The 18,961-nt window shown below is 66.0% G+C and carries 17 protein-coding genes and 1 tRNA gene; 12 read left to right on the forward strand and 6 right to left on the reverse strand.

Annotation, left to right across the window (positions count from 1 at the left end; translation table 11 throughout):
* The first annotated feature begins 3 nt into the window (after positions 1–3).
* The gene (locus LZC94_42735) at positions 4–1,350 is read left to right on the forward strand and encodes a patatin-like phospholipase family protein (protein WXB14530.1); all 1,347 of its coding nucleotides are present in this window, start codon (positions 4–6) and stop codon (positions 1,348–1,350) included.
* Between the two features lie 75 nt (positions 1,351–1,425).
* On the opposite strand, the gene LZC94_42740 is transcribed toward LZC94_42735, so the two are convergent.
* Positions 1,426–3,726: a fused MFS/spermidine synthase gene (locus tag LZC94_42740; GenBank protein WXB14531.1), complete on the reverse strand. Its 2,301-nt coding sequence runs from the start codon at positions 3,724–3,726 to the stop codon at positions 1,426–1,428.
* A 334-nt stretch (positions 3,727–4,060) separates the two neighbouring features.
* Positions 4,061–4,951, reverse strand: coding sequence for a LysR family transcriptional regulator (locus LZC94_42745; protein WXB14532.1), 891 nt, complete (start codon positions 4,949–4,951; stop codon positions 4,061–4,063).
* Positions 4,952–5,040: 89 nt separating this feature from the next.
* Here LZC94_42745 and LZC94_42750 point away from each other — a divergent pair, with 89 nt between their 5' ends.
* Entirely contained in the window at positions 5,041–6,462 is a 1,422-nt protein-coding gene (locus LZC94_42750) for an MFS transporter (GenBank protein WXB14533.1), read from the forward strand.
* Here LZC94_42750 and LZC94_42755 read toward each other — a convergent pair.
* The gene (locus tag LZC94_42755) at positions 6,410–7,864 is read right to left on the reverse strand and encodes a serine/threonine protein kinase (GenBank protein ID WXB14534.1); all 1,455 of its coding nucleotides are present in this window, start codon (positions 7,862–7,864) and stop codon (positions 6,410–6,412) included. The two genes, LZC94_42750 and LZC94_42755, sit on opposite strands and share 53 nt — an antisense overlap.
* A gap of 194 nt (positions 7,865–8,058) precedes the next feature.
* Between LZC94_42755 and LZC94_42760 the strand changes: the two genes are divergently transcribed.
* The 6 genes from LZC94_42760 (at position 8,059) to LZC94_42785 (ending at position 13,038) form a co-directional block, all read left to right on the forward strand.
* Positions 8,059–9,243 (forward strand): thiolase family protein, encoded by a 1,185-nt coding sequence (locus tag LZC94_42760; protein WXB14535.1) that lies wholly within the window; start codon positions 8,059–8,061, stop codon positions 9,241–9,243.
* A complete protein-coding gene (locus tag LZC94_42765; protein ID WXB14536.1) occupies positions 9,240–10,109 on the forward strand; it encodes an MBL fold metallo-hydrolase in 870 nt (289 codons plus the stop codon). Before LZC94_42760 ends, LZC94_42765 begins: the two co-directional genes overlap by 4 nt.
* Positions 10,106–10,309, forward strand: a complete 204-nt coding sequence (locus LZC94_42770; GenBank protein WXB14537.1) for a hypothetical protein — start codon at positions 10,106–10,108, stop codon at positions 10,307–10,309. Before LZC94_42765 ends, LZC94_42770 begins: the two co-directional genes overlap by 4 nt.
* Before the next feature lie 11 nt (positions 10,310–10,320).
* Positions 10,321–10,923, forward strand: coding sequence for a hypothetical protein (locus LZC94_42775; GenBank protein WXB14538.1), 603 nt, complete (start codon positions 10,321–10,323; stop codon positions 10,921–10,923).
* Positions 10,916–12,079 carry a site-2 protease family protein gene (locus LZC94_42780; GenBank protein ID WXB14539.1) on the forward strand — a complete coding sequence of 388 codons (1,164 nt, stop codon included), beginning with the start codon at positions 10,916–10,918 and terminating at the stop codon, positions 12,077–12,079. Before LZC94_42775 ends, LZC94_42780 begins: the two co-directional genes overlap by 8 nt.
* Before the next feature lie 125 nt (positions 12,080–12,204).
* Complete coding sequence (locus LZC94_42785; protein ID WXB14540.1) at positions 12,205–13,038, forward strand: hypothetical protein; 834 nt, start codon at positions 12,205–12,207, stop codon at positions 13,036–13,038.
* On the opposite strand, the gene purS is transcribed toward LZC94_42785, so the two are convergent.
* Positions 13,022–13,273, reverse strand: coding sequence for a phosphoribosylformylglycinamidine synthase subunit PurS (gene purS, locus LZC94_42790; protein ID WXB14541.1), 252 nt, complete (start codon positions 13,271–13,273; stop codon positions 13,022–13,024). The genes LZC94_42785 and purS overlap by 17 nt on opposite strands.
* Positions 13,270–14,259 carry a phosphoribosylaminoimidazolesuccinocarboxamide synthase gene (locus LZC94_42795; GenBank protein WXB14542.1) on the reverse strand — a complete coding sequence of 330 codons (990 nt, stop codon included), beginning with the start codon at positions 14,257–14,259 and terminating at the stop codon, positions 13,270–13,272. The genes purS and LZC94_42795 overlap by 4 nt, the downstream gene beginning before the upstream one ends.
* 104 nt (positions 14,260–14,363) lie before the next feature.
* Between LZC94_42795 and LZC94_42800 the strand changes: the two genes are divergently transcribed.
* From LZC94_42800 to LZC94_42815, 4 genes are all read left to right on the forward strand, one after another.
* Positions 14,364–14,445: transfer RNA gene (locus LZC94_42800), tRNA-Leu, on the forward strand.
* Between the two features lie 312 nt (positions 14,446–14,757).
* Positions 14,758–15,207 (forward strand): hypothetical protein, encoded by a 450-nt coding sequence (locus tag LZC94_42805; GenBank protein WXB14543.1) that lies wholly within the window; start codon positions 14,758–14,760, stop codon positions 15,205–15,207.
* On the forward strand, positions 15,204–16,541 hold the full coding sequence (locus LZC94_42810; protein ID WXB14544.1) for a hypothetical protein: 1,338 nt from the start codon (positions 15,204–15,206) through the stop codon (positions 16,539–16,541). Before LZC94_42805 ends, LZC94_42810 begins: the two co-directional genes overlap by 4 nt.
* Before the next feature lie 2 nt (positions 16,542–16,543).
* A complete protein-coding gene (locus LZC94_42815) occupies positions 16,544–18,016 on the forward strand; it encodes a hypothetical protein (protein WXB14545.1) in 1,473 nt (490 codons plus the stop codon).
* Between the two features lie 315 nt (positions 18,017–18,331).
* Here the strand turns inward: LZC94_42815 and LZC94_42820 are convergent, their stop codons facing one another.
* Positions 18,332–18,727 carry a hypothetical protein gene (locus LZC94_42820; protein WXB14546.1) on the reverse strand — a complete coding sequence of 132 codons (396 nt, stop codon included), beginning with the start codon at positions 18,725–18,727 and terminating at the stop codon, positions 18,332–18,334.
* Positions 18,728–18,961 lie beyond the last annotated feature (234 nt).

Raw genomic sequence — 18,961 nt, forward strand, 5'->3', positions numbered from 1 at the left:
CGCATGACCCCGAATCGACCGCCAGCGCAGCCAAGTGGACGGCGCGTCGCCATGATCCTCTCCGGGGGCGGCGCGCGCGGAGCCTACGAAGTGGGGGTGCTCTGGTACATCTTCGACGAGCTGACGCGCATCCGCGGGCGGCCGCCGAAGATCGACATCCTCTGCGGAACCAGCATCGGCGCCATCAACGCGTGCTACCTCGCCGCGCACTTGGGCGATCCCGTGCTGGGCATGCGCCGGCTGGTCGACCTTTGGAGCGAGCTGCAGCTGCCGCGCGTGCTGGGCTTCGGCGTGCGCCAGGTGCTCAGCCTGCCGCGCCTGGTGCTCGGCGGCACGGGCGATGGGTACGGGCTCTTCGATGCGCGGCCGATGGCCGAAATCGTCACCCGTGAGATCAGCTGGCGCGCGGTGAGCCGGTGCCTCCGGCGGCGGCAGCTCTTGGCGCTCAGCGTCTCGTGCACGGAGGTCTCGCGCGGGCGCACGGTGGTGTTCATGCAGACGTCACCGCACTGGACGATCCCCGAGACGCCGCCGCCGCGCACCGTCTTTCGGTCGTGCCACGTGGGGCCGCACCACGCGCTCGCGAGCGCGGCCATCCCGCTGCTCTTTCCACCGGTGCGCATCGATCGCGAGCTGTACCTCGATGGGGGCCTGCGCCAGAACACCCCCATCGCGCCAGCCCTGCGCCTCGGGGCCACGCACATCTTCGCCATGGGCAGCTCGCAGGTGGTGCACGGTCCGCTCGGCAGCGAGGGCCCGCGCAAGACCACCGAGATGCCGGCCGCCGCGTTTCTGTTGGGCAAGGTGCTGAACGCGTTCTTGCTCGATCACTTGGACACGGACATCGAGCTCCTGACGCGCATCAACCACGTCATCGAGGATGGAACGAGCACCTTCGGCACGGACTTCCTCGAGCGGCTCAACACGGCGGCCACCAAGCGAAACGCGCCCGCGTACAAACACGTCCACTGCGTGAACGTGCGGCCGAGCGAGAACATGGGCCGCATGGCGTCCGACTTCGTGCGCCGCGGACGTTACCGAGGCGATCCCTTCGTGACCAAGCGGCTGCTCTCGATGCTCGACTTCGGCGTGGGCGACGAGGCCGATCTGGCGAGCTACCTGCTCTTCGACGGCCAATTCTGCCGCCAGCTCATCGAGATGGGCCGCGCCGACGCGCGCGCCCGGCGCGACGAGCTGCTCGAGTTCTTCGCCGACGACCCGGAGACCGGCGTGAGCGCCGTCCCCGAGTCGTTCGAAGACTACGGCGGCGGCGGCGAAGGCGGCGGGGACGACACCGATAACCTGCGCGCCTCCGGCGATTTCAGCGCCGCCGTCGCGCGGGAGCGGTGAGGCGGTGAGCCGCCGTCGCGCGGGAGCGGTGAGCCGCCGTCGGTAGGCGCGGCAAACGCCCCCGCGGGGCCGCGTCTACCACCGATAGACGGACAGAATGTTCGAAAAGTCGTCCGTCCAGGGGCGCCGCGCGGGATCGGCCTCGAGCCGCTCCCACTGCGGATCGCTGGCGATGGCGCGGAGCGTCTCTGCGTCGCGCGCTGCGACGAGCCAGCGCGAGCCCGTCTTGCCGTTGGAGACGGTCAAATCGTCCGACACCTGGAGATCGGAGCGCCCGTACAAGACGAGCCCCGCGTCGTGCGCCACGCTGGCGAAGACCGGACGCAGATCGAGGTGCCGGTTGGTGACGTGGAACGCCAGGATGCCGCCGGGCGCCAGCTTGGCGAGGTAGAGCGCCATCGCCTCGCGCGTCACCAGGTGCACCGGCACCGAGTCGCTCGAGAACGCGTCGAGGATGAGCAGCCCGTAGCCGTGATCGGGCGCGTTGCGGATCTTGAGGCGCGCGTCGCCGAGCTCGATGCGCAGGGCGCTCGGATCGGGGAACGAGTCGTGGACGAAGGTGAAGTAGCGCGGATCGCGCGCCACGATTTCGACGATGGGATCGATCTCGTAGTACGTCCATGTCTCGCCCGGACGCGCGTACGTGGAGATGGCGCCCGCGCCCAGGCCGATGACCGCGTTGCTCGACGCGGCGGGGTGGGCGCGGTACATCTCGATCACCTGCCCCAAAGGTCCGGTCGCGTGGTAGTAGGCCGTGGCCACGTTGCGCTTGGCCGGATCGAGGAACTGAAGACCGTGCAAGGTGCTCCCGTGCACGATCTGAACGAACTTATCCGTCTCGTCGTGCGTCACCTTCACCACGCCAAAGAAGTTGCGCGCCACGTAAACGGTGCGCCCGATGGCGCCGTAGTTGAAATAGCTGGCCGCGAGCACCGCGCCCACGCCGAGCGCGAAGCGCAGCGGGTGCTTCTTGGTGGTGTGGTTGACGAAGACGGCCAACGCGAAGATGGCGAAGGAAATGTCGTTCTTGATCGACGGCATCCCCCAGGCGCGCAGCGCGAGGACGAGGCCCGCAGTGATGGCCCCCAGCGCCAGCGGCACCAGGAGATCGCGCCGGCGCTCCTCGGGCGGGGCGCGAAGGCTCTCGGCGCGGCAGAGGCACGCGAGCGCGATGGCGAGCGGGTACTCGATGACGCGATCGAAGACGAGCGGCGCCACGATGCCGTTGAAGATCCCGCCCAGCACGCCGCCGACGCTGATCCAGAAGAAGAACTCCGTGAGGTGCTTGGCCGGCGGACGGTCCTTGGCGAGGGCGCCGTGGCCGACCATCGACGCGAAGAAGAGGAGCAACAGGTGCGGGGTGATGAACAGCCACGCCGGGCGAGCAAACTCGCCGATGTAGATCAGGACGGTGATGGTGGTCAGAAACGGCAGCACCGCCACCGAGCGCTCGTGCGAGATGGGCGGGCGCTTGGCGAAGACCAAGATGAACGTCAGGAGATAGAGCGCCAGCGGCAGCACCCAGAAGAGCGGCGTCGCCGCGATGTCCGTGGTGACGTACGTGGTCACGCCGAGCAGCATGCTCGAGGGAACGAACGACAGCCCAATCCACCGCAGGCGATCCCCCAAGCCAATCGCGCGATCCGGCTCCGCCTCGTCGCCCTCCGCCGCGCCTTCGTGCGCCGCGGGACCGGCCTTCGCCTCCGCCGCCGCGACCTCCGGCGCGCGCTTGAGGACGACCGCGCCGCACGCCATGACCAGCACGATGAAACCGATGTACGCCCAGCGCCAGAACGACGACTGCTCCGCGAGCCGCATGGTCGGCTCCATCACGGCGGGGTACGCCGCGAGCGCGAGCATGCTGCCCGCGTTGCTGGCGGCGTACAGGAAGTACGGGTCTTTTCCGGAGGGGTGACCGATGGTCGAGAACCACCTCTGAAGCAGCGGCGCGCTGGTCGACACCACGACGAACGGCAAGCCGACGCGCACGGCGAGCAGGGCCATCAAGCGCCAGACCGGCGTCGCCGCCGGATCCCACGTGGCCGTTTCATCGCCCGAGAACGCGAGCGGCAGGAACAAGAGCGGCAGCAAGAGCACGAGCGAGTGCACCAGCACTTGGCCGCGCACCTTCACGTGGTGCGTGAGCAGGTGCGAGTACCCGTAGCCCACGAGCAGCGCGGCCTGAAAGAACACCATGCACGTGACCCACACCGCGGGCGCCCCGCCGAGGAGCGGCAGGAGCATTTTGCCGATCATCGGCTGCACGCAGAACAGGAGCGTCGCGCTCATGAACAGCGCGATCGCGAACATCGGCAGGAGCAAGGCGATGCCCGAGCGCGGCACGGCGACCGGATTGGCCTGGCGAGCGCCCATCATCGCCGACACCCGAACGCGTTCGGGGTGAGCCAGGACGTATCCAATTCATTCGAGTCGATCATCGGGCGATCACCGGGATGGTGGGAATGACGGTGTGGGAATGAGGGCCGCACGGGAGCCATGCGCGAACACGCAAGAATACGGTCGGCTATCAAGTCTGGTGCCATTCTTTGGGCGCGCGTCTTACGCAGGATACCGTGTGCGCACGGGTGAACGACTCGTTGTCCAGCCTGGGAAATCCGTTCCGCGTGAAAAGTTCACGGCGCCGTCCGAGCGAACCTGAAGCGAGCTCCTCCAGGGGACGAACCGAATCTTCCAGCGCATCGCGAGGACGCTAGAACTTCTGCGACTTCACATAGGCCACGATGGCGTTGCGCAAGGCGCGGGTCGCGGCCGTGAGGTACCCCGCGCCGCGGTGAACGACGCCCACGTCGCGGGAGACGACCCCGCCGGCGATGGGAATGGGGTCGACGCGCCAGCGCTTGTCGCGCGCCATCAGCGCGGGGACCAGCGAGATGCCGAGGCCCGCCTCGATCATGCGCCGCACGCTCTCCAGGTTCTCCGTCTCGAGCGCGATCTGCGGGCGCTTGCCGGCGGCCGCGCAGATCTCCTCCATCTTGCGCATACCGGGCATGCCGGGGATGACCACGAAGTGCTCGTCGATCAGGGCTTGCAGCGCGATGGGCTTCTTGCTCCCCGCGAGCCGGTGGTTGGGAGGAACGGCCAGCCAATGGGCCTCGCTCCAGAGGAACAGGGCGGAGACCTCTTCGCTCTTGGGCGGGTGCTGCACGATGGCCAGATCGAGCTCGCCGCGCACGACCTTGGCCTCGAGGGTCGAGGAGAACCCCTCGTGCACGATCAACTTCACCGCCGGGTGCGCCTTGTGAAAGGCCGCGACCACCGGAGGGAGCACGTACGCGTTGATGGTCGGGAGCGCGCCCAGCTTCACCTCCCCGCGCGGCTCGCCCGCGAGCTCGCTCACCTCGGCGATGCCGGAGTCGATCGACGCCAGCGCCCGCTCGGCGTGCGACAAGAAGCGTTCGCCGGCGTCGGTCAGCACCACGCCTTGTGGGGCGCGCACGACCAGCTTGGCCCCCAGCTGCTTCTCGAGCCGCTGAACGAGGCGCGACAAGGTGGGCTGCGAGACGCCGAGCGACCGCGCCGCGCGCGTGAAGCGCTGCTCGCGGGCGAGGGCGGTGAAGGCGCGGAGCTCGCTTTCGTCCATGCGTCCCTCTCTCTACCATGCGAAATTTGCATGGCCACTATTCTCGTCATGCGCTCGACGCATGGCGTCTGAAACCCCATCATCGGGGCATGTCTTCATCGGTGTCTTCGCAGCTGCTGGACGGACCAGCAGCCACCGCGGGGACACGACGGAAGATCGCGACCCTCGCCATGATGACGGCGCTGGTCGTCAGTGCGTTCGAAGGAACCGTGCCGACGACCGCGATGCCCAGCATCGTGCGGGAGCTCGGAGGGATGCACCTCTTCTCCTGGGTCTACGCGAGCTTCCTCGTTGCCTCCGCCGTATCCATCCCCGTTTTCAGTAAGCTCGCCGACCGCGCCGGACGGCGCCCCATCTTCACCGCCGGCATGATGCTCTTCTTGCTCGGCTCGGTCCTGTGCGGGGCCGCGCGATCCATGAACGAGCTGATCGCTGCGCGCGCCCTCCAAGGCTTGGGGGTCGGCGCCATCGGGCCGCTCGTGCCCACCGTCATCGGCGATCTCTACACGTTGGAGGAGCGCGCGCGGGTGCAGGCGCTCTTCATGGCCGCGTGGGGCGCGGCCAACGCGCTCGGTCCGCTGGTCGGCGGCCTCATGGTCTCCACCATGTCGTGGCGCTGGGTCTTCTTCGTCAACGTTCCCTTCGGCTGCGCGGCCATCGCGCTGCTCCTGGCCTCGTACGTCGACCCGCCGCGCGCGGGCCGGATCGGATCGCTGTCCGAGCTCCGCGCCTTCGTCCGCTCGCACATCGATGTACGGGGAACGTTGCTCTTCGCGGTTTCGGCCGGCACCTTTCTGCTCGGTCTGGAGCGCGAAGCGCCCTTCGGTCTCGCGGTGCGCGCCGGGCTGTTTCTGCTGGCCGGAGGCTTCGCCTTCGCGCTCATGCAGGAGGAGCGAAAGACGAGGGTGCCCATCCTGCCGTTCGCGGAGCTCTCCGATCCGGTGGTTCGCGCGGGCGCCGTGGGCAGCCTGTTCGCCGGTGGATTGATGTACGCCGTGCCCGCGTACGTGCCGCTTTGGTTCGCGACCGAGCGGCATGGGAGCGCGGTGGTGGCTGGGTTCGCGCTGGTGCCCTTTCTGCTCGCGTGGGCGGTGGGCTCGGCGCTGGGGGTCAAGCTGCTCGTTCGCAGCGGCACGGTCGTGATCGCGCGGGCCGCCCTCTCGCTCTCGGCGGTCGGGACCGTGCTGGTGGCGATCGCCGCGCACCTGCACGCTTCGAGCACCACCGTCTTCGCCGCGCTCGGCGTCGTGGGCCTCGGGCTCGGCGCCACCGCCAACGCGACGTTGGTCGGGCCGCAAGCGCGCGTGCCTTGGGCCAAGCGCGGCGCGGTGACGGGGCTCATTCAGACCGGGCGCACCTTGGGCGGCGCCGCGGTGGTGGCGGTGCTCGCGCTCGCGCCCTCCGCCTCGTGGCGCTTCGCGATCCTGGCGCTGCTCACGTTCCTGGGCGGCCGTGCGATCAGCGTCGCGGGTTCTTCGAGCCGCGCAGCCGATCCCGCGCCTCGCGCATGATCTCGGTCACGTCGTCCGAGCCGTCGGTCTTCACCGTGGTCTCGTCCGCGAAGTCGTTGGGGGGCGCGGGCGAGGCGGTGCGGCGCTGGCCCGTGCGCGCGGCGCGCAGCATGTCGATGGCGTCCTGACGGACCTCGGTGGCGGCGACCTCGTCGTCGTCATCGTACGGACGGGGGCGATACTCGGTGCGCTGAATCTCCGTCGGCATATCGTCGAAGTCGTCGGGGTCGGGTGCGCGCGCGGCGCGGGCGTCACGCGCGTGCGGATCGTCGAGGCGCACGGTGGCCGGCGGTTCGTGGTCGGAGGATACGGCCGGGCGCGGCGCCGAGGGCGTGACGGAGCGCTGGAACGACTGGCGCGCCGCCTCGACCAGCTCGGGCGAGATGGGGTGAAGCCGCGTGGGCAAGCTGTAGTCGTCGCGCAACACCTTGAGATCGCCTTGGAACTCGGCCGCGGAGCGGTAGCGCTCGTCGCGCGAGCGGCGCATGGCCTTCTCGACGATGCGCTCCACGCCGTCCGGCATGTTCGGCCGGAGCTCGCGCATGGGGCGCGGCGACGTGGTCAGAATTTGGAGCAAGAGCGCGTTGTAGTTGGGCGCCAGAAACGGACGGCGCGCCGTGAGCGCCTCGTACATGATCACGCCGCACGCGTAGAGATCGACCCGCGCGTCGAGATCGCGATCGCCCCGGGCTTGCTCCGGCGACATGTAAAACGGCGTGCCCATCACCATGCCGGTGCGGGTCAGGTGCATCTCCTCGTCGCGATCGCCACCATTACCCGTGGCGATCATCTTGGAGACGCCGAAGTCGAGCAGCTTGGCGATGGGCGGGCAGCCGACCCTGCGTGTGAGAAAGACATTCTCGGGCTTGATGTCGCGGTGCACGATGCCCTTCTCGTGGGCGGCGATGAGCCCGGAGAGGACCTGCGTAAGCACATCGAGCACCTCGTCGAACGGCAGCGCGCCTTGCCTGCCGATCCGATCGGCCAAGGTTTCGCCGACCAAGCGCTCCATCACCAAGTACGGGCTGCCGTCGTCCAGCTCGCCCAGATCGTACACCTCGCAAATGTTGGGATGGCCGATGGCCCCCGCGGCGCGCGCCTCGTGGTGGAAGCGTTTGACGCTGACCTTTTTGCGCGCCTGCGAAGGGTGAAGCACCTTGACGGCGACCGCGCGGCCGATGGCGGCGTGCTCGGCCTCGTACACGGTGCCCATCCCGCCCTCGCCCAGGACGGAACGAACGATGTACTTTCCATCGATTCGTTTTCCGATCAGATGGCGCCCGCCGCGCTCCTGAATGACCCTACGTTCGGGCGGTGCGAAGCTGCTCGCTCCTGCTGGCGCCGGACCGCGGCTGCCTCGCTCGCCCCCTCTCTCGGGCGAGCCGAGGGTGCTTTCCGCCATTTTTCTTCCCGTGGTTGGGCACACGGGAAGAGCTTCGTCGTGCATGCGTGCACAGTGAGGACAAGGAATGGAACGGGGCACCGTACTCTTGGAAGACTAAGCCTACGGACGTGGCGTAGCAATCCTCCCCCGGAGCGGGATGGAGTGCTAAGGATGTGCAGCAGGATTTGACCTGATTCAAGGGAGATTTTGCCATGACGACGACTGCACCCGTTTACATCGTTTCGGCCTCGCGAACCCCAATCGGTTCTTTTTTGGGTAGCCTGTCGGCCTTGCGCGCGCCGGACCTGGGTGCGGCCGCGATTCGAGGCGCTCTCGAGCGTGCCAAGGTGGCCCCCGAGCAGGTGGGCGAGGTGTTCATGGGGAACGTGCTCTCGGCCGGCATCGGCCAGGCCCCGGCGCGTCAAGCCTCGATTTTTGCAGGGATTCCCAACACCGTCCCCGCCACCACCGTCGGCAAGGTGTGTGGATCGGGCCTCCAAGCCATCATCTTTGGCGCGAAAACGGTCGCGCTCGGCGATTCCGAGATCGTGGTCGCCGGCGGGATGGAATCGATGTCGAATGTACCCTACTACCTGGAGAAGGCGCGGAGCGGGTACCGCATGGGCGACGGGAAAATCGTCGATGGCATGATCTTCGACGGCCTCTGGGACCCGTACAACAACGTCCACATGGGAAATTGCGGCGACGCGTGCGCCAAGGAGTACGGCTTCACCCGCGAAGCGCAGGACGAGTACACCCGCGAGACCTTCCGCCGCGCCCTTGCCGCGCAGCGTGAGGGGCTGTTCGACAACGAAATCACACCGGTGAAGGTGCCCCAGAGGAAAGGCGAGGCCCTCGAGGTGAAGCTCGACGAGGGCCCGGCCAAGGGCGATCCGTCGAAGTTTGCTTCGCTGAAGCCGGCTTTTTCCAAGGACGGAACCATCACGGCCGCCAACGCCTCGTCCATCAACGACGGCGCCAGCGCGCTGGTCCTCGCCAGCGAGGCGGCGGTCAAGGCGCACAAGCTCGAGCCGCTGGCCCGCATCGTCGCCTACGCAAGCGCGGCGCAGGAGCCGGAGAAGTTCACGACGGCGCCCATCAAGGCCATCGAGAACGTGTGCAAGCGCACGGGCCTCTCCACCAACGACATCGACTTCTACGAGATCAACGAGGCCTTTGCGGTCGTCCCGATGGTGGCGGTCAAGCAGCTGGGCCTCGATCCGCAGCGGGTCAATGTGCGCGGCGGCGCCTGCGCCCTGGGGCACCCCATCGGCGCCAGCGGCGCGCGCATCGTGACCACCCTGCTCCACGCCCTGAAGCACCAGGGCAAAAAGCGCGGCATGGCCTCCATCTGCATCGGCGGTGGCGAGGCCTTGGCGCTGGTCGTCGAGCGGTGATTCGTCCGCGCGAGCTCTCCGCCACGTTGGAGCTGTTCCCGGCGCGCACGCCTACCTTGCTGCCGGCGACGCACACGAACAGCTACGCGCTGGGCTCGCGCGACGTCCTGCTCGTGGAACCGGCCACGCCGTACGAGGACGAGCAGCGTGCCTTTCTCGCATGGGCGCGCGCTCTCCCGTCGAACGGCCGCCGCCCGGTGGCCCTCTTCGCCACGCACCACCACCCGGATCACGTGGGAGGGCTCGACGTTCTGGCCCGGGAGCTCGATCTGCCGGTGTGGGCGCACCCGGAGACGGTGTCGCGCCTGGAGCCCTCGGTTCAGCACCACGTGACGCGCCGGCTCGAGGATGGCGAGGCGCTGGTTCTCGATGGCCCCATCGCCGAGTCCTGGAGCGTGCTCCATACGCCGGGACATGCGCCCGGGCACATTTGCCTTCACGAACCGGCGAGCGGAACCGTGGTCGTGGGCGACATGGTCGCCAGCGTCGGCACCATCCTCATCGCGCCGGGCGATGGGGACATGCGCATTTACCTCCAGCAGCTCGCCCGCCTCGAAGCGCTCGGCGCGCGGCTGGCGCTCCCGGCCCACGGTGAGCCCATCGACGGGCCCTCGGCGCTCTTTCGCCGGTACATCGAGCACCGCCTGATGCGCGAGGCCAAGGTGCACGCGGCGCTCGTGCGCACCGGACCGGGCGGGGCCCCCGCGGAAGAACTCGTCGCCGCTGCGTACGACGATACGCCCATGCACTTGTGGCCCCTCGCCCTTTTGAGCCTGCGCGCGCACCTGGAGAAGCTCGCCGCCGAAGGTCGCGCCGTCCCGCGCGGTAACGTGTGGCAAGCCGCAGCGGAGGGTGCGCGGTCATGAGCTGGCGCAAGGCGTATTTGTCCACGTGCATCGTGCTGAACGACGCGGCGGCCGCCTCCGCGCTGGGCGACGCCCAAGAGGACACGTGGCGCGAGCTCGCGCCGGGCAGCGACTCCAAAACGGCGCGGGCGCGGCGGCTTGCGGACGCGATTCAGTCGACCGTGCGCGATCTGGAGCGCATGGAGCGGGCTTGGGAGTAACGGAGACGAGCATGGCGTACGTAACGCGCGGAAGGGTGGTCCCGCAGGGCGAGGCGCAGGAGGCGAAGTCGCTTCCGCGCGAGACGCCATCGAGCGCGCTGCGCGGCCGCATCGTCCCGCGCGCCGTGCTCGACGCGCACCGGCAGGCCGACGAGGTGACCGAGCGGGCGCGGGCGCGCGCCTACCGTGAGGCCCGGGCCGACGTGGAGTCGGAGCTCGCCGCGCAGTTTTTGGCGCTCCAGCAGCGTCAGGAGCGAAGCGCCGAGGCGGATCTCGATCGCACCGTCGCGCTGGCCGTGATGTTGGCGGAGAGGCTCATTGGCGCAACGCTTCGCGTGGATCGCCATCGTATCGTCGAGATGGCTCGAGCAGCCTTGGCCGAGGCACGCGGCGCACGACGTGTGCGGATCGAAGCGTGCCCCCTCGACGCGGAGGAGCTTCGGTCCAATCTTTCCGCGTTCGGGCTCCCGCCCGAGTGCATCGACATTCAGGAAAATCCGGAGCTTGCTTCGGGCTCTCTCTCCCTTCATACCGACCTTGGATCGCTGGATGCCAGGCTCTCCCCACAACTCGAGCGACTCGCCACCGCCCTCCGTGACGCACTCCGTGAATAGCGAGGGCCGCGCATCGGGCGAGGAGCGCGCGGCCTCCCGCCCTCTCGCGTGGCGCGCCAACCTATGGCTCTTTCTCGCCACCGCCGCGAGCGTCTTCTGGACGGGGATGCAGACCGCGCCCGACCTGGGGGATCTCTCGCCGTGGGCCCTCTTGCGCTCGCCCCTCGCGGTGAAGAGCGGCGCGCAGTTCACGGCCACCTTGCTCGCCATTTTGGTCGCCCACGAGCTGGGGCATTTCATCGCGGCGCGCCTTCACAAGGTGGACGCGTCGCTTCCGTTCTTCATCCCCATCCCGTACCCCATCTCCCCCTTCGGCACGATGGGCGCGGTCATCCGCATGCGGGGCAACATCCCGAACCGGCGCGCGCTGCTCGACATCGGAGCATCGGGCCCGCTCGCGGGGCTCACCGTCGCCATCCCCGCGTACATGTGGGGCGCGACGCACTCCAGCTGGGCCCCCATGAACCCGGACGCCGCCTCACTGGGCGACTCGATCCTCACACGCCTGTTCAATCACCTGGCCCCCGCGGTGCCGCCGGACATGGACTTGGTGCTCTCGCCCGTGGGGTACGCCGCGTGGATTGGCTTCTTCATCACCATGATCAACCTGCTGCCCATCGGGCAGCTCGACGGCGGGCACATCGCGTACGCCCTCTTGGGCCCGCGCCAAAACCGCGTCTCGGTCTATGTGCACCGCTCGCTGCTGGCGTTCTTCTTCGTGAGCCTCACGAGCCTCCTCTTCCGCGATCTCCGCGCCGGCTTCGGCCTGGTGAGGCTCGGGCAGCACGTTCAAAATTCGCTCTTTTGGTTTGGCCTGTTCGAGCTCTTGGCGGTGCTCGGCACCTTGTCGAGCCAGGAGCCCGCGCGCGCCGGCGAGACCCTGTCGATCCGAACGCGCCTCTTCGCCCTGGTCGGTTTGTGGGCGGTCGCCGATGTGGGCCGCAGCTCCACCAGCGTTCTTTTGTGGCTGGCGTGGTTTGGCGGGTTGGGGCTCCTCCTGACGATGGAAATCCGTTGGGGTGCGCTCCGTTCGCACACGCTCTTCGAGCACCCGGCCGTGGGTCAAAATCCGCTCGGCACCGGGCGCGCGGCGATCGCCATCTTCACCTTGGCGATGCTGGTGCTCCTCTTCATGCCCACTCCGATGTCGCTGTAACGCGACGCGCGACACGCGACACGCGACACGCGACACGCGCCAACGGCGAAAATGGCAGACGCGCCGAATTTGGGTTCCGTCACCGTTGGGAATTCGCGCCGCGGCACATTCGTTTGGCGACGAAGATGATACCGGCCGCGTTTCAGGGCAGACGCATTCTCCAGCACTTGAATGTGGCGGCGGTGGGCTTTGCGCTCTCGTCGCTGGTCGGGTCGGTGCTCGCGAACCTATTTCACGGCCACCACGCGGTCGTCGAGCTCGGGCTCGTCGTTCCCACGCTCTTGGTGGGCTCACTCTGGGCGTGGCTCCTGCGTTGGAAGAGGCTCGTCGGACCGGTGCGCATCGGTTGGATCCTCTCCGTTCCGTTGGCGATGTTGAACTCGGGCCTGGCCTGCGCGATCGCGGTGGAGCAAGGCGAGCATTGGGGCCTCTTCCTGCTGAAGTTCTTCCTCGGCGCCACGATTGGTGTCCTCGTGTGGGGGCCGACGCTCATCGCGACCCTGCTCTGCTTTGGGCTGCCGATCGCGTGGGCGCAAGCGCTCGCTCAAAAGGGCCTCGCCGGCGAAGAGCGGGGCGAGCGCATCGTCGGCGCGACGTGCTTGGCGCTGAGCGTAGGGGGCTTTCTAATGTCCTTCGGCAGCGCCGCCCTTCACGCGCAAGGCGGCGGGGGCATTTCGCGCATGGCCGCGGTCTTCGGCGCGCTCACCGGCGGCGCCGCGATGATCCTCGCGCACCTTCGGGAGATGAAGCGGCGAAGGTTCGTGGCCAACGTGGAAGCGGGCCGGGTCGAGAACTTTCGCATCGACACGACCCGCGAGGGCAAAGTGCTCGTCCGCGTCACCCAGGTGGGCGAGGGCTACCGGGTGGCGGACTTCCAAGAAGAACTGTTCGAGCTCGACGAACGCGGCGACGCCAAGCGCGCCGTGGTCGGCGCCCCCGGCTTCAGGAATCGAGCTTGATCTCGTAGTCCTCGATGACGGGGTTGGCGAGCATCTCGTCGGACATCTTCGCCAAGCGCGCCTTCAGGCCCGCGGCATCCTTGGCGTGCGCTTCGTCGATCTCGATCTCGACGATCTTGCCGATGCGCACGTCCTTGACCCCTTCGAAGCCGAGCGTCCCCAGCGCACGCCGCACCGCGTCCCCCTGCGGATCGAGCACCTCGGACTTGAGCCTCACCACGACCGTCGCCTTCATTTCGTCTCTCCTGGAGCAGCGGCAGCTGCTGCTAAATTCTTTCGGATGCGGGCGATCGGCTCCTCCGTGTCGGGCACGAACGTCTCGCCGGTGATTTTCTCGTAGGCATCGATGTAGCGCTTGGCCGCTCCCACGCGGACGTCGTCCGGGAGCGGGGGCGGGGCGCCGTCGCCCACATAGCCGAGGGCGGTGTAGTGGCGGCGCACGAAGTCCTTGTCGAACGGCTCCGGATCTTCGCCGCGGGCGAAGCGCTCCTCGTAGGTGTTGGCCATCCAAAAGCGCGACGAATCGGGGGTGTGAATCTCGTCGATGACCACGATGCGGCCATCCTTCGTTTTGCCGAGCTCGTACTTGGTGTCGACCAGGATGAGCCCCCGCTCGGCCATGAGCTTCGCGCCGTGCTCGAAGAGCCGCATGGCCATGTCGGCCGCTGCATCGAACTCCTCGGCCGTGACCTTGCCGCCGGCGAGGATCTCTTCGCGCGACGCGCTCACGTCGTGCTCGCCCTTGGGGGCCTTGGTAGCCGGCGTCAAAATCGGCGCCGGGAGCCGCTGGTTTCGCCGCAGGCCATCCGGCAGCGCATGGCCGGCGAAGACGCGCGCGCCCTTTTGGTAGTGGGTCCAGATGCTGGTCGACGTCGAACCGGTGACATACGCGCGAACGACCATCTCGACCAGAAGCGGCTCACACTCGATGCACTCGAGCACGTTGGGGTCGGGCACCCGAATCAGGTGATTTTCCGCGACGGCGCGGGTCTTTTCGAACCACCACGCGGCCAGCCGGTTGAGCACCTGTCCTTTGAACGGGATGGTCCCGAGCACGCGGTCAAAAGCGCTCACCCGGTCGGTCACGACGATGAAGCGCCGCCCATCGCCGGGGGAGTAATTGTCCCGCACCTTACCTTCGTATTTTTCCCCAAGGCCGGGAAAATCGGTCCCGTTCAGGGTGCGCCCGAGGGCCGCCACCAGGTCCTGCTCAATCGACATGCCTCACCTCCTACTCCCCAACGCTTCCGTCCGAAAGCCGAAACGATGCGCCGTGGCATTGCAGCAGCGGGCAACCCAGTATACTAGGTGCTCCTTGTCCTTGAGCACGGGTGGCGAAACTGGCAGACGCACCGGATTTAGGTTCCGGCGCCGCAAGGCGTAGGGGTTCGACTCCCCTCCCGTGCACTTGGGGGGCTATGGCGTGCTCAAACGAGGTGCCCTTACTTCCTCGCCGCGCCGGCGCATGCAATGGATGCTCGCGCGCGAGAGTAGGTTGAGCCTGCCATCATCCCTCCGCCGGGGCTTTGCTCGAATGGCAGTCTTGGTTGGGCAGCCGGGAGCGGCGCCGCCGATGGCCCATGGACGCAGCCGACGAGGAGGTCGACCGGTGCGAGGAGCTCAAGTAGAGTCAGCCTCGTGGTGCTCCGCCGGGTTTACGCGCGTTGTCGAATGGCGGCTCGTCTCCTTAGAAACCTCCACACAAGTTGTATAAACGAAATGTCGAACCTCTCTTGGAATGACGATGATCACCCCGAAGCAGCTGCAAAACACCTCCACGATGCGGAGGTCTTACTGCACGCTGCAAGATTCGACGGTGCCGGCTACCTCAGCGGCTACGTCGTCGAATGTGCCCTAAAAACGGTGTTCCTTTTCGATCAGGTTATGCAACATGGCACAACGTGTCTCACCAAGGCGCATCGTCAAGTGGCAATGAAACCTTTTGGCCACAATCTGGCGGCACTCGCAGCGCTCACTTTCGGACCCCACGGCGCGCAATATATGCCCGATCTTAGCTTGTCCCCATCCGTGGTCCAACGCTGGAAGGAAACGATTCGTTACCGGTGTCAGGGTACGATCAAGGAAGACGAGGCCGTCGCATGGTATTGGTGGGCTAGTTTCGTATATGCGGAGAGCGTGCTCCGCATGCGCCTCGATGGGGTCCTATGAATACGGCTCGGCATCTCGATGAGGCCCGGTCCCAAGCCGTGGAGGTGACGCGTGCATTGCTCGAAGAGGACGCGCGAATTGCCAAGGCCGTCCTCGTAGACGATCTGTTTGGACGCATCCGACTGATTCTTTGGGCAGAAGCCGAAGATTCCATCATGGATATCACGCCGGAGATTGCGTCGACGCTTCGCGAGAAGTGCGGGCAGTTCTGGACCGGGGACATTTACATAGCCAACACTGGGGCGTCGCCTTCGGACCGCGCCTTTCATGAAGCGGCCTGGGGAGCTGGGAGGCCGGTGAGCGAATCCTCGAAGCTGAGGATCAACGACCGATATCGGAATCGGGCCGCTTGGTTTGCCCCGCCCGCCGATCCCCTATGGAGTGGCAGCGAGGGGTCACCACTCGTTGCGTTCCATTCGTTCAAAGGCGGAGTGGGGCGAACGACTGCACTCGCGTCCTATGCGATCCAACGCGCTCGACGTGGTGACCATGTCGCGGTGGTCGACATGGATCTCGATGCCCCAGGGGTCGGGACTTTACTCGATGCCGGGGAGGGTGAGAGCGCGCAATGGGGTGTCGTCGACTTCATGCTCGAAAGTAAGAACAACGTCGCGCTCAACGACTACCATCACCGTTGTACGCGACTCGAAGTGACGCATGGGGAAGGAGCGATCTCCGTCTTTCCTGCGGGCCGTGTCGACAGGGAATATCTGTCTAAACTTGCGCGAGTGGATCTCGAGATCTCCTCATCACCGGTCGATCATCCCTTCAGTCGCCTACTGCACCGTATTCGTGACGAGCTGCGCCCATCCGTGATCCTCATCGATAGCCGAGCGGGTCTCTCGCCTGCCGCCGGGCTTCTCCTCATGGGGATTGCGCACGCACACGTGTTGTTCGCTACGACAAACGAGCAAAGCCTGCGGGGACTCGCGCTCGTCGTCGAGCGCCTCGGAGGCGAATATGCTCGTCGCAATCTAGTGCAGGCGGACTGCATCGTAGTTCACGCGATGGTCCCTGACAGTGCCGAGATCGCTGCTTTGGCAAGCACACATTTCAATATGCGGGTCGAAGACATTTTTCGCGACCATTACTATGCCTACGTCAAAGATGAGAAGGACGATGCGGATGATCGGCTTTGGACGGTACGCGATCTCACAGATCGCGACGCCCCTCACATTGGGTCACCGTTGGGATATCGTGGAAAGCTGGCCTTCTTTCGCGATATCGATCAGATTGCGGACGTCTTGGCGAGCGAGAAGGAGTATGCCGATTTGGCTGCACGGATTGACAGCAGGTTGGATCGCTTGAAGGTCGAAGCCCTCCAGGAGCCCTGACCATGGCTGGATTGAGCAAGGAAGCGCGACTCAACCTTCTCGAAGCCCTCCGCTTGGACGCCGGACAGGCAGACGTCTCGTCGGATCGTCCGGATCGTGTCGCGGCAGATTTCTATCCCATTGCCGAGCACTTGCGCGCAATAGAACCCGACGTCGTTCTCATCGTCGGCGACCGCGGGGCGGGGAAAACAAAGCTGAAAACGGCTGTGACCGACAATAGCCTGAGAGATGCTCTGGTAAAGTACACGCCAGGCCTTCGAGCTCCAGATGGTAACGTATCGTGGTACGACGCGTGGCCTTTGCGAAGGAAGGGACCGGATTCGGGTGCATGGACCTCTTTTGCATCTGCACACAAGCACGATCGTGAGGTGATTGACCTTTGGGCAGCGTATCTCGTCCGCGTGCTCGAAGAGCGCCTCGACGGCGAGGGGCGCGCGGCCATGGAGCCGCTCATTCGCGTTCAAGGTGGCGATGCGGAGGCCTGCTTCAACGCCTACTCGGCGGTGAAGCTCAGCGCCATGCTGGCACTCGATCGCCTCGACGAGCATCTCGAGAAGAGGGGTGAATGGGTCTTTCTCGCGTATGACGAGCTCGATACGATTGTGTTCGCGGACTGGGAGGCTCTCGGATCTGCCGTGCGAAGCCTCGTAAGCTTCTGGGCGAGCTACGCACGCCGCTGGAGCCGGATCCGACCCAAGATCTTCATGCGCACCGACTTCTACGCGCACAATCGAGAAATCGCGGGCGCCGATATTGCAAAACTTTCGGCCAATCGAGTGGAGCTGGCGTGGAACGATAAGAACCTGTATGGCGCGCTTCTGAAACATATTGCAAATAAATCCGAAGAGTTACTCGACTATGTAAGAAAAGTTGTCTCAGTAATAGATTTTCATCAATTAGGGCACATACCCAAGCTCGCGCGAGCCACTGATGCCTTGCCGTTCGTGACTCGCCTCGTCGGCGACTACATGGGGGCGAACAGCAAGAAGGGGGCGGCATTCACTTGGATCCTCGATCATCTTCGCGATGGCAATGGTCGCGTTTCACCGAGGAGACTCGTATGGCTTCTTGAGTTCGCTGCGGCGCAGGAGCGCAAGGACCCAAAGGCGGTGGGGAATCATCTCCTGCATCCTGTCTCCTTGCGAAACGCGCTCGATGATGTGTCCGTTCAGCATGTTGACAACGCCAACTCGAGCGAATTGAGATGGCTCCGTGGGCTCGAAGCTCGGTTGAAGGTCGATCGCGAAGTGCCCTGGACTAGGAAAGAGCTGGAGCGTCTCCTCGCCATAGACTTCGAAAAGAGTTGGTCGACCAATGACGAGGTGCGACCGCCAGGTCAGGACATTCGTGAGGTCTTCGAGAATCTCATCGAGCTGGGAGTCATTCGCGTACGCTCTGCAGACAGCTTCGATGTTCCCGACCTTTATCTCGCGGGCCTCAAGCTCCGACGTAAGGGCGGCGTTCGCAAGCACTGAACGCGGGCTCCCCCTCGCCGTCACCCCACATCACCACGGGCGCTCACGCTCTGTGCAGTGTGCAGTAACGAGTAACGAGCTCCCTAGACTGCTCGGGTATGCACTGCACGAGCCCCGTCTCGACGGGGAGAATTGGACGGCGCAGAGTCGTGTGTGTGGACGTCAATCAGCGCGAGAACGCCCGCTCTTCCGGAGCAAGCGGAGGCGGGACGTAGATGTTGCGCTTGCTCGGTCTACCAACGTCAAGGCGCTCGCGGCGCCCACGGATCGCCGCGCGCACGCGAACAGCTTTCCTGCGCCGTTATCAGGCCGCGGCTACGGAGCGGTGATGAAGGGCTTCTTGAAGACCTTTGCCGCAGCTGCGAGCAAGGCCCACGATCGGCTGTTCAGTGACACTTTTGGTGCAACAAGTCCCAAGACCGATGTCTCAAGATTCCGTCGCTGCTGGCTAACATCGAGCAGGAACTCACAGAGCAGCTCGCCCCGGTCAAAAACGGAGACCACGCCGATGTGGCGAGGAAAACTCGTCATTGTCTGGAAGTCACGCCTGCGGCCGAAGTCGAGCGACATCTCAAACAGAGATCGCTCGTAGGCGTCGCCGGCCACGAAGCGAGCACTGTACTTGAGTTCAAGACCGGGAGGTGGACTCGTCATTGCAAATTGGCAGCCAATTAGCAGCGGGGTCACCTGGTGGTTCTGTTTGGTCGTCATCCCCCACGGAATTCCGTGATTTAGCGTCCTACGGCGACCTCGATCGTCTTTAGGTTCCGGCGCCGCAAGGCGTAGGGGTTCGACTCCCCTCCCGTGCACTTGGGGGGCTATGGCTGGCTCGCTTGGCATTTCGCCGAGCTCGCCAGGGTGGAGCTCGGCGGTCGTCCGTTCACCGTCTTTCGCGGCGCCGTAGCCACCCCAGTGCTTCACCACGGCCACCACGCTGCCGCGATG

The organism is Sorangiineae bacterium MSr11954, from assembly GCA_037157815.1.
Lineage (GTDB): Bacteria > Myxococcota_A > Polyangia > Polyangiales > Polyangiaceae > Pendulispora > Pendulispora albinea.